Genomic DNA, 11,525 nt, shown 5'->3' with positions numbered 1-11,525 from the left:
ATGCTCATTGACGACATTGATTTTGCCGATCTTTACCGTAAGCAATTACAGCTGGCGAACAGAACCGAGAAAAAGCCGGAGCACTGGGACAAACGTGCGGAAAAAATGGCGGAGAGTTGCGCTTCATTAACCGACAGCTATCTGCTGCAACTGCTGGGTAAAATCGACCTGCAAGGTGCAGAGTCGCTGTTTGATATGGGTTGCGGCCCCGGTACAGTCTCGCTGGCGCTGGCTAAAAAAATGCCAATAATTTACGGCGTAGATTACAGCCAGGGAATGCTGAGCGTAGCTGCCCGCCGCGCCGCACAAATGAACGCCCGTCACGTACAATGGGTGCAACGAGCCTGGGAAGAGCACTGGGATGATTTACCCCAGTGCGATATCGCCGTCGCCTCGCGCTCCACGCTGGTTGCCGATATGCGCCAGGCAATGAGCAAGCTGAATAATCAGGCCCGACTGCGGGTTTATACCACCCACCTCGTCAGTTCATCTTTCGTTTCTCCCACCATTCAGCGCGCACTGGGCCGCGAAGTGATTGAACTGCCCAACTATATCTATGCGCTTAATGTTCTGTATCAGATGGGGATCCACGCACACGTTGATTTTATCCGCGGTCCCAACTGTCAGCAGGACAACAGCACCTGGACGCGTTTTCTGGAAAACGTGCGCTGGAGTATGGGTGAACTGAGCACCGACGAGGTCGAACGTCTGGAAAACTGGTATCAACAGCAGGATCCACACGCTATTGCCCCCGCCAGCCGTGACTGGGCGCTTATCTGGTGGGACAGCATCCCGCGGGAGGCGCTGCGATGATCTACTTTTCGCAGGCGCAAACTGACGCGCTGCTGCTGGAAGATATTCAGGGCGGCGATCTGACCACCCGCGCGCTGGGTATCGGCGCCCAGCCAGGCGTCATCGAGTTTAGCCATCGCCAGGGCGGATGCGTTAGCGGTACCGCTGTTGCCAGACAAATGCTGACGTCATTGGGATTAACCGTCACCGATATTTTGTCTGATGGCGAACGGGCGAACGCCGGACAGCGACTAATTCGCGCACACGGACCAGCGGCGGCGCTGCACCAGGGCTGGAAAGCGGTACAAAATGTTCTGGAGTGGAGCTGCGGCGTATCGGGTTATCTCGTCGAGATGCTGAGCATGCTGCATCAACGCTATCCCGATGGGCAGATTGCCTGCACCCGCAAAGCCATTCCCGGTACGCGTTTACTGGCGACTCAGGCAATACTTGCCGCCGGGGGCATTATCCATCGGGGAGGATGCGCCGAAACGGTACTGCTGTTTGCTAATCACCGCCGTTTTCTTACCAACCCAAACGACTGGACAGGCGCGATTGCTCGCTTACGCAGCCATGCGCCAGAAAAAAAGATCGTGGTCGAAGCGGATACGCCAGATGAGGCATTGGCCGCCCTACGCGCCGCCCCTGATGTCCTACAACTCGACAAATTTACCCCCGAGCAAGCGGCAGAAATTGCCCGTCAGGCCCCTGCTCTGGCCCCCCATTGCACGCTGGCGCTGACCGGCGGCATTACCCTCGCCTCGCTGGCGGGTTATCTCGACTGCGGTATCAGACTTTTTATCACTTCCGCGCCTTACTACGCTCCACCTGCGGATATCAAAGTGAGCCTGAGCCCGGACGCACGTGGCCTATAACATCAAAAAATGGACTAAAAATAATGAATTTCAACAAAAGTTGTCTTTACACAGCCCTGTCGTTTGCTTTCGCGCACAGTGCTTTTGCTGGGCAGGAAAGCGAAACCATGACCGTCTGGTCTAGTCCAGTCTCCGCGGCCACCACCACGGTTCTCGGCCAGGAAACGATACAACAGCTGGATAAACAGAACGTGGCGCAGGCGCTGAGCGTCGTCCCTGGCGTCGTGCTGCAAAAGTCAGGCAACCGCAACGAGCAACAGGTAAAAGTGCGCGGGTTTGACAGCCGTCAGGTTCCCGTCTTTTTTGACGGCGTGCCGGTGTACATCCCCTATGACGGCAACCTCGATTTAGGCCGTTTTCTGACATCCGATATCGCTTCGGTTGAAGTCTCCAAAGGCTACTCGTCTCTGTTGCAGGGGCCAAACCAGATGGGCGGTGCCATCAATATCACTACAAAAAAACCGACCAAACCGCTTGAAGGCAGCATTGGCTATCGCCAGGGCTGGAGTCGCAGCAAAGACAACGCCCACGATATGCACGCTTCATTTGGCGCCAGTAACGATCTCGGCTATATCCAGCTCAGCGGCAGTCAGCTGAAGCAGGATTTTCTTGGGTTACCGCATGGCGTGGACAACCCGGTTGCAGGCAGTCACGGCAAGATGATCAACTCTTCCGCTGATGACAAGCGTGGCATCGTGAAGCTGGGCTTTACCCCTCGTGGAGATGATGAATATGTGCTGACTTATATAAATCAGGACGGTGAAAAAGATAATCCACCGTACGCCGGAACCAGCAGCCAGAAATCACGCTATTGGCAATGGCCACAATACGATAAAGAGAGCTATTACTATCAGGGAACCACGCATCTGGGCGACCGTTTTACCCTGAAAAGCCGTCTGTATCGCGACACCTTTGAAAATACGTTGATGATGTACAACTCGCTGGCCGATCTGAAAAATAAGAAAGGCAGCTACAGCCATTATTCGGACTATAGCGATGGGGCTGGCCTGCAGCTCGCTGCGGATATGCGAGAAAACGATCTGCTCTCTTTCGCCGTGAACTGGAAGGACGATGTTCACCGCGAGAAAGGCGCACCGAATGCTGCTTACGACCGCTACGAAGACCGCACCTGGTCCGTAGCCAGTGAATTCCAGTGGGCTGCGGCGGATAATGTCGATGTGGTGGCGGGAATAAGCTATGACTGGCGAGACAGTCTGGAAGGTATGAAGCACGAGAAAAACGGCAGCGTCACGCACTACGATGACAACAATCAGTCGGCCTTTAACTGGCAGGTGATGACCAAATACCACTTTGAAAATTCAGACACATTAGCGCTGTCTTACTCTGACAGAACGCGTTTCCCAACGTTAAAAGAACGCTACACGACCTCGAAACCGGCCTATAACCAGGTGGCGCTGGTCAATCCACAGCTTAAACCGGAGCGCGCCCGCAGCGTGGACCTGACATGGAATGGTTCACTTAGCCAGAACTGGGGATTCGAAGCCAGCGTGTATTACAACCGCATCAGCGACGCGATTCTTTCGCACAATATTGATGCCGATACCATCCAGAATCAGAACAGTGGTCGGGTGGATTACACCGGCCTGGATGCAGGCGTTAAAGGTAAAGTTTTTGATATGCTGGACGTCGGGCTGAGCTACGGCCTTATTCATGCGGACGCCAAACGCAGCGATATCGGTAAGATTACCGATCTGCCGACGCAAACCCTGACCGCCTGGATGACGCTGAAACCGTGGGAGCCACTCAGCATTACGCTGTCCGAAGAGGCCCGTTCGTCGAGCTATAGCAATACCGACGGCTCGCAGAAAGCCGCTGGTTTCGCCATTACCCATTTGCGCGCTGATTACGCCATTGGCCACGGGTTTAGCGTTAACGCTTCGGTCAATAACCTGTTCGATACGCAGTACGTTTACAGTGAAGGATTTATTGAAGAGGGGCGTAATTACTGGGCGGGCATTGAGTATCAGTTCTGACTTAACAATGCAGAAAAACGGCCCCAATTCGAATATACAAGTCAGTTAAGCATTATGGAGAACATGTGATTTCGGCTCAGGGTTCCGTTCACCTCAGTAGTATCACTTTTCTGAAGCGCTGATACCCGTGAACGTGCACGGTGCACTGACTTCCAGTGAACTCTGTTTTGCTGTTCAGATAAAAAACGCAGGGGGTCAGGTGTGGGCTGGTCCGGCTGAAAATTGCCGACGTGTTTCCGTAAGGCCGGGAGAACCCGCAGGGATGCGGGTTCAGGGCGCGTTTTGCAGGGAGGCTACCTCGCGCCCGGCCCGGTAGCCTGGAGGAATAAACGGAGGGGACCGCGGAGCGGCAATTTTCCCGCCGGGAGCCGGGATTGTTAAGGGTACGGCGATAGTACCCTTAACACGTTCACAGATCGTATTGCCTCAGAGAAGTGATGCCACTGAGGTGAACGTAGCAATACACCGGAGGCAACAGATTCGTTACCTCCGAATGTGCCACTCTCCATTGTCGCTACGGCCACTCATCGTTACCTGACTAGCATTACCCCGTCAGGGGCCGTTCTATTAATCTCGTCGTACAAGCCGAAAGACACCCAGCACAACAATCGCGCCGACCACGGCCACCAGGAAGCTGTGGAGATTAAACCCGCTGATATCGCCGCCGATACCGAACATCGTAGCCAGCCATCCACCGACCACAGCACCGATAATACCGAGAATGCAGGTCAGGATAAATCCACCGCCATCGCGCCCCGGCATAATCAGTTTGGCGATAACCCCCGCAATCAGACCAAAAATAATCCAGGTAATAATTCCCATTTCCAGGCCCTCTTTCCAGTGAACGCACGCGCAAGACATTCTTGCGCCAGCACGTTAAGTATAGGCAAGCCATCGCTACGTGCTTTTTCCCTCAGACTTAATTCATTGGGTTTGGTAAAAAATTTCATCCATTTGTATTAAGTTCCGTTGATTGATGCCGATAATCCAACGATAAACCAGGCATCCAGGAGTCATTAGGTGTGAGTAACTACAATGAGCAGTTCCTGAAGCAAAATCCGTTAGCGGTGTTAGGCGTACTCCGGGACTTAAATTCGCAGCAGGTTCCGCTGCGTATCTCCTGGTCAGGTGGCCAGTTCATCAGCAAAATACTGGCGGTCAGCCCGGACGAACTGATCATGGATTTTGGTAGTCAGGAATATGAAAACCAGGCCGTGCAGCGGGCCAATCAAATTACGATTATCGCCGAAACGCAGGGAGCCAAAGTGGAGTTCACCCTGCCACAGCTGAAAAAAGGCGAATACCAGCGGCTACCCGCATTTATCTCATCATTGCCGCCATCTCTGTGGTTCGTCCAGCGTCGGGAATATTTTCGTATCGGTGCTCCGCTGCATCCCCCCTATCGCTGCACGGTAAAGATGCCGGATAACAGCATGCTGTGTTTTCGCTTATTCGATTTGTCTCTTGGCGGCATGGGCGGGCTGTTAGAAACGGCTAAACCAGAGGGACTGGTAGAAGGCATGCGCTTTTCACAGGTTGAACTGAACATGGAGCAATGGGGAGTGTATCAGGTTGACGCCCAGCTAATTTCCATTAGCGAACGCAAAGTTATCGACGGGAAAAACGAAACAATTACCACTCCCCGCCTGAGCTTTCGTTTTCTCAACGTCGGCCCGGCGGTGGAGCGTAACCTACAGCGAATTATTTTTTCCCTCGAGCGCGAGGCCCGGGAAAAGTCGAATAAGGTGCGCGATTAGCATCACCTGAATTACATCACATCCAGCGCTTGTTGAAGCTTCCAGATATAGCGCGGAGCCTGCGGCGCCGGATGATTATCAGCAACATGTTCAATAAATTCATCCGGGCTGAGATCGTTTATCTTATTAATGGCTTTTTTCCTGTCGGAGGAGAACGTTCGCAGCAGCGCGCCCGCACCGTTGGCGTACGATACCACCAGCGCATATTGCATCACCTGCGGATCTTCGATCCCGGCCAGCGGCCCGGTCTCAAGAATGCTCAGGTATGCGGCCCCCATCGAGATATTGCGCTCAGGATTTTTCAGCTCGCTGGTTGACGGCTCGCCACTCCACCCCATGCGACGATAAACATCACGCCCTGACGTAGAGGCTTTTAACTGCATCAGGCCAATCGCATTAGACTTACTGACCGCATTCGGGTTTCCACCTGATTCAATGGCGATGATAGCGGTAATCAATTGTGGACTGACACCCCAGGCCGCACCGGCTTTTTCGCTGATCGGCATCCATTGCATTGCGCGTTTAACCGGAACTTCAGCATTCCACGGCGGATTTTTGTAATCCTGTTTTGAACTACAGCCCGCAAGTAATACAACCAAAAAAGCAAACCATCTCAATTTCACGTCATCTATCCTTATAGCCGGAACCTGTCGCTGAGGTGACAACGACATACCTACGCGGCATGATATACATTTGGTTTTAGTTGTAGCAAGGAAATGCCATGTCCCGGTTTCACTTAATTGCCCCGTCGGGCTACTGTATCAACCAGCAGGCTGCCTTACGCGGGCTGGCGCGTCTTACTGAGGCCGGTCATCAGGTCGACAATTCAGCGGTCATTGCGCGCCGCTGCCAGCGTTTTGCGGGTACAGAAGCAGAACGGCTTGCTGATGTGAACGCGCTCGTAAATCTGAACACGCCCGATACCATTGTGATGGCAGTACGCGGCGGCTATGGCGCGAGCCGTTTACTGGCAGATATTGACTGGCAGGCGCTGGCGAACCGTCAGCAACACAACCCACTGCTGCTGTGCGGACACAGCGATTTTACCGCGATCCAGTGTGGTCTGCTGGCGCAGGGGAATGTGATTAGCTTCAGCGGCCCGATGCTGGCGGCTAACTTTGGCGCCGAGGAGATGAACGCATTTACCGAGCACCATTTCTGGCAGGCTGTTCGCAATGCCCAATTTACCCTCGAGTGGCAAGGTAACGGTCCGGCATGTGCGACCGAAGGTACGCTATGGGGCGGAAATCTGGCGATGCTCATTTCTCTGATGGGCACGCCGTGGATGCCCGCTATCGAAAACGGCATTTTGGTGCTGGAAGACATTAACGAGCATCCTTTTCGCATTGAACGCATGCTGCTGCAACTGTATCACGCAGGAATACTGGCCCGACAAAACGCCATTATCCTCGGCAGTTTTAGCGGCAGCGCACCTAATGATTACGACGCGGGTTACAGTCTTGACTCAGTTTGTGATTTTCTACGCGCCAGGTTATCGGTTCCGGTGATCGACGGCCTCGATTTTGGTCATGAACAACGCACCGTCACCTTGCCGTTGGGGGCCAAAGCGGTACTGAAAAATGATAAAAACGGCGCTCAGCTCACCTTAAGTGGGCATCCGGTACTTAAATCGTAAAAAAAGCGGTTAACAGGGCTAAGTAAAACGCTGTTTCTGTCGTTATTATGTTAGGGTTTATAAATACGAAACAGCGTAATTCAGGAGTAACCGAACGTTGGATGCCGCAGCAATAATTAGCCTTTTTATTTTGGGTTCCGTACTCGTCACCTGCAGTATCTTACTCAGTTCATTCTCATCACGTCTTGGTATCCCTATTCTGGTGATATTTCTCGCTATCGGTATGTTAGCGGGAGTCGACGGCGTGGGCGGTATTCCTTTCGATAACTACCCTTTCGCCTATATGGTGAGTAACCTGGCGCTGGCGGTTATCCTGCTCGACGGCGGGATGCGCACCCAGGCCAGCTCATTTCGTGTCGCGTTAGGCCCGGCGCTGTCGCTGGCGACCGTCGGGGTGCTGATTACCTCCGGACTCACCGGCATGATGGCCGCGTGGCTGTTTCATCTGGATCTTATCGAAGGACTCCTGATTGGCGCGATTGTCGGTTCAACAGATGCCGCGGCGGTTTTTTCCCTGCTCGGCGGCAAGGGGCTTAACGAGCGTGTTGGCTCTACGCTGGAAATTGAATCCGGGAGTAATGACCCGATGGCGGTGTTTTTAACCATCACGCTTATCGCCATGATTCAAAATCACGAGACCGGTTTAAGCTGGATGTTTGCAGTGCATATTATCCAGCAGTTCGGCTTAGGGATCATACTGGGTCTCGGTGGGGGCTACCTGCTTCAGCAAATGATTAACCGCATTTCACTGCCTGCCGGGCTTTATCCGCTACTGGCCTTAAGCGGTGGGATCCTGATTTTTGCCCTGACCACTGCACTGGAAGGCAGCGGTATTCTGGCGGTCTATCTGTGTGGTTTCCTGCTGGGTAATCGCCCCATCCGCAACCGATTTGGCATTCTGCAAAACTTCGACGGTCTGGCATGGCTGGCGCAAATCGCCATGTTCCTGGTGCTGGGACTGCTGGTTACGCCGTCCGACCTGCTGCCTATCGCGATACCTGCGCTGATTTTGTCTGCATGGATGATATTCATTGCCCGTCCGCTGTCGGTCTTCGCCGGACTGCTGCCGTTTCGTGGCTTCAATCTGCGCGAGCGCATTTTCATCAGTTGGGTGGGCCTGCGCGGTGCAGTCCCCATCATCCTCGCCGTGTTCCCAATGATGGCGGGTCTGGAGAATGCGCGCCTGTTCTTTAACGTCGCGTTCTTCGTGGTTCTGATCTCGCTACTGTTTCAGGGAACGTCGCTTTCCTGGGCCGCCAAAAAAGCCAAAGTGGTGGTTCCTCCCGTCGGCTGGCCCGTTTCGCGCATTGGTCTGGATATTCATCCGGAAAACCCCTGGGAGCAGTTTGTTTATCAGCTCAGCGCGGATAAGTGGTGTGTAGGAGCCGCACTGCGCGACCTGCATATGCCGGAAGAGACGCGAATTGCCGCCCTGTTTCGTGACAACGTGCTGTTTCACCCATCCGGCAGTACGCGGCTGCGTGAAGGCGATGTTCTGTGCGTCATTGGCCGCGAGCGCGATCTCCCGGCTCTCGGCAAGCTGTTCAGCCAGTCGCCGCCGGTGTCGTTAGACCAGCGCTTCTTCGGTGATTTTATTCTCGAGGCCAGCGCGAAATATGCCGATGTGGCACTGATTTATGGCCTGGAAGATGGCACAGAGTATCGTGATAAACAGCAAACGCTGGGTGAAATTGTCCAGCATCTGCTTGGCGCCGCGCCGGTCGTCGGTGACCAGGTCGAATTTGCTGGCATGATCTGGACGGTTGCTGAGAAAGAAGATAATGCGGTGCTGAAGGTCGGTGTTCGCGTTGCTGAAGATGAGGATGAGGCGCGTTGATGCTTTTTGCCGGGCGGCGGCAGCGCTTTGCCCGGTTTGCGCTCTGCGTCGCATAAACGGTGTAGCCGGATGAAACGCATCAGCGTCGACATCCGGCTTCAGATACTTTACACCGTCACAACCGGCACGCGCAGCGCCAGAGAACACATCAACTCGTAGCCCACCGTACCCGCGGCGCTGGCCACATCGTCAATTTTAATCTCTTTGCCCCACAGCTCTACCGGCGTCCCGATCCCCGCCTGCGGACACGGTGTCAGATCTACCGCCAGCATATCCATTGAGACCGTCCCCACCGTTGTCGTGCGTACGCCGTCCACCAGCACCGGCGTTCCGCTTGGCGCATGGCGCGGGTAACCGTCTGCATACCCGGTTGCCACAATGCCAATGCGCTGCTCGCCGCTAGCGGTATAGCGTCCCCCGTAGCCCACCCGGTCTCCTGCTTTCAGCGTCTGTATGCCGATTATCTCGCTGCTCAGGGTCATGACCGGTTTCAGGCCGGTATTGGCGATGTCCCGCCACTGTCCCGAAGGTGACGCGCCATACAAAATAATGCCCGGGCGCACCCAGTCATAATGTGCTTCAGGGTGCCACAGTGTGGCGGCCGAATTGGACAGCGACCGTCTGCACTCCAGCCCTTCTGTCGCCTGTGCAATCCGCGCCATAGCTTCCTGAATACCTTCCGGGTGCTCCGCATCTGCAAAGTGGGACATCAGCGTCATTTCACCGACGTTGGGCATTGCCCGCAGCTGTTGCCAGACCGTTGATACTCTTTCCGGTAAAAAACCCAGTCGGTTCATGCCGCTGTTCACCTTCAGGTAAACATCCAGCGGCGCGTTGAGGCGAGCATTCTGCAGCGCTTTTAATTGCCAGTTACTGTGTACACAGGTGGTCAGACGATATTTGTCATACACCACCAGGTCTTCGGCGTGGAAAAATCCCTCCAGCATGAGTATCGGGCCTTTCCACCCGCGCTCACGCAGGGTTATCGCTTCTTCAAGATTGAGCATGGCAAAACCGTCGGTTGTGCCCAGCGCATTCCAGACACGTTCAATGCCGTGTCCGTAGGCATTGGCTTTCACCACCGACCAGACGCGGGCGTCCGGCGCAGCCTGGCGGGTAATGGTCAGGTTTTGTTTCAACGCCTGCAGGTCAATGCTGGCCAGTATCGGGCGAGTCATCTCACGTCCTTATCAGTTATGTGCGCCATGTAAATGCCGTGGACGAGATGGGGTAAACCCCGGGCTGTAACGCGCCACGCTCAGATCGTCGTAAGGAATGGCTGGTGTGCGGCCAGACAGAATGTCGCTCAGCAACTGACCCGAACCGCAGGCCATGGTCCAGCCCAGCGTGCCGTGGCCGGTATTAAGCAGTAGATTCTTAAAGCGCGTTCGCCCGATCACTGGCGTACCGTCCGGCGTCATCGGACGCAGCCCGGTCCAGAAGGTTGCCTGCTCCACATGCCCACCGCGTGGGAAGAGATCGCGAACGACCATCTCCAGCGTCTCACGACGGGGTTGCAGCAATTCCGTATTGAAGCCGACAATCTCCGCCATGCCGCCAACGCGAATACGGTTATCAAAGCGGGTAATGGCGATTTTGTAGGTTTCATCAAGGATCGTTGAAACCGGCGCGCCGTCATCTTGCGCCACCGGAATGGTCAATGAATAGCCTTTGAGCGGATAGACCGGAATATCAACGATCCCCTTCAGCATCGCCGTAGAGTACGAGCCGAATGCCATCACATAGGCATCGGCTTTGATTATCTCCTCGCCACACTGAACGCCATAAATCTGCTCACCATCGTTCAACAGCTTATCGACCGGAGTATTAAAGCGAAATTTCACACCCGCCTGCTCCGCCATCAGCGCCAGACGCTGGGTAAACAGCTGGCAGTCACCGGTTTCGTCATTCGGTAAACGCAGACCGCCGGTCAGCTTGTGTGCCACTTCCGCCAGCGCCGGTTCAACTTCCGCCAGACGGCTTGCTTCCAGGAGCTGATACGGCACGCCGGCGTCTTCGAGGACGGCGATGTCGCGGGTCGCGTTCTCATACTGTTGAGCGGTACGGAACAGTTGCAACGTTCCGCCCTGGCGTCCTTCGTACTCGATACCGGTAGAGGCGCGTAGCGCTTTCAGGCAATCACGGCTGTATTCCGCCAGTCGCACCATCCGGCCCTTGTTTTCCATGTAATGGCTGGTGTCGCAGTTGCGTAGCATCTGCCACATCCATTTCAACTGGAACTGCGTTCCGTCGAGGCGAACGGCCAGCGGCGCATGGCGCTGAAACATCCATTTAATTGCTTTAAGCGGTACGCCTGGCGCCGCCCAGGGTGCTGCATAACCTGGAGAGATTTGCCCCGCGTTCGCCGCACTGGTTTCCAGTGCCGGACCGGGCTCACGATCAATGACGGTGACTTCGTGTCCAGCCTGACTTAAGTACCAGGCGCTGGTCACGCCAACGACACCACTTCCCAGTATGACAACTCGCATAGCCACTCCGTTAACAGTAAAAGAACAATCATCTAATTACATCTTGATAACTCAGTTGAAAATATTATTCAACATATGGCTTTTTTATGGTGACTTATCTCACATATGGCGGTGATGGCGGGGAACTCCCTGCTTTGGTATCTCC

Annotated in this window: 10 protein-coding genes; 6 read left to right on the top strand and 4 right to left on the bottom strand. The window is 54.6% G+C overall.

The features are described from left to right. The 3 genes from HV229_RS10930 to HV229_RS10920 are packed head-to-tail and all read left to right on the top strand — an operon-like array spanning position 1 to position 3,661. Positions 1-813: a class I SAM-dependent methyltransferase gene (locus HV229_RS10930; protein ID WP_016153360.1), complete on the top strand. Its 813-nt coding sequence runs from the start codon at positions 1-3 to the stop codon at positions 811-813. Further along, entirely contained in the window at positions 810-1,667 is an 858-nt protein-coding gene (gene modD, locus HV229_RS10925; RefSeq protein ID WP_016153361.1) for a ModD protein, read from the top strand. Before HV229_RS10930 ends, modD begins: the two co-directional genes overlap by 4 nt. 23 nt (positions 1,668-1,690) lie before the next feature. Continuing rightward, the gene (locus HV229_RS10920; protein ID WP_181547547.1) at positions 1,691-3,661 is read left to right on the top strand and encodes a TonB-dependent receptor; all 1,971 of its coding nucleotides are present in this window, start codon (positions 1,691-1,693) and stop codon (positions 3,659-3,661) included. Between the two features lie 567 nt (positions 3,662-4,228). Here HV229_RS10920 and HV229_RS10915 read toward each other — a convergent pair. After that, positions 4,229-4,483: a GlsB/YeaQ/YmgE family stress response membrane protein gene (locus tag HV229_RS10915; protein WP_016153363.1), complete on the bottom strand. Its 255-nt coding sequence runs from the start codon at positions 4,481-4,483 to the stop codon at positions 4,229-4,231. Positions 4,484-4,683: 200 nt separating this feature from the next. Here HV229_RS10915 and ycgR point away from each other — a divergent pair, with 200 nt between their 5' ends. Then, positions 4,684-5,418: a flagellar brake protein YcgR gene (gene ycgR / locus HV229_RS10910; RefSeq protein ID WP_049043144.1), complete on the top strand. Its 735-nt coding sequence runs from the start codon at positions 4,684-4,686 to the stop codon at positions 5,416-5,418. Between the two features lie 11 nt (positions 5,419-5,429). Here the strand turns inward: ycgR and emtA are convergent, their stop codons facing one another. Then, on the bottom strand, positions 5,430-6,041 hold the full coding sequence (emtA, locus tag HV229_RS10905) for a membrane-bound lytic murein transglycosylase EmtA (RefSeq protein WP_016153365.1): 612 nt from the start codon (positions 6,039-6,041) through the stop codon (positions 5,430-5,432). 98 nt (positions 6,042-6,139) lie between these two features. Between emtA and ldcA the strand changes: the two genes are divergently transcribed. Then, positions 6,140-7,054 carry a muramoyltetrapeptide carboxypeptidase gene (ldcA, locus tag HV229_RS10900; protein WP_155574672.1) on the top strand — a complete coding sequence of 305 codons (915 nt, stop codon included), beginning with the start codon at positions 6,140-6,142 and terminating at the stop codon, positions 7,052-7,054. Positions 7,055-7,151: 97 nt separating this feature from the next. Further along, the gene (locus tag HV229_RS10895) at positions 7,152-8,891 is read left to right on the top strand and encodes a potassium/proton antiporter (RefSeq protein ID WP_016153367.1); all 1,740 of its coding nucleotides are present in this window, start codon (positions 7,152-7,154) and stop codon (positions 8,889-8,891) included. A gap of 107 nt (positions 8,892-8,998) precedes the next feature. Here the strand turns inward: HV229_RS10895 and dadX are convergent, their stop codons facing one another. Together dadX and HV229_RS10885 are read right to left on the bottom strand one after the other, a co-directional pair. Further along, entirely contained in the window at positions 8,999-10,069 is a 1,071-nt protein-coding gene (dadX, locus tag HV229_RS10890) for a catabolic alanine racemase DadX (protein WP_103928301.1), read from the bottom strand. Positions 10,070-10,081: 12 nt separating this feature from the next. Beyond that, positions 10,082-11,380, bottom strand: a complete 1,299-nt coding sequence (locus HV229_RS10885; protein WP_181547545.1) for a D-amino acid dehydrogenase — start codon at positions 11,378-11,380, stop codon at positions 10,082-10,084. Positions 11,381-11,525 lie beyond the last annotated feature (145 nt).

Source organism: Citrobacter sp. RHBSTW-00524 (genome assembly GCF_013747755.1).
Lineage (GTDB): Bacteria > Pseudomonadota > Gammaproteobacteria > Enterobacterales > Enterobacteriaceae > Citrobacter > Citrobacter braakii.
This window is presented reverse-complemented; position numbering and strand designations above follow the sequence as displayed.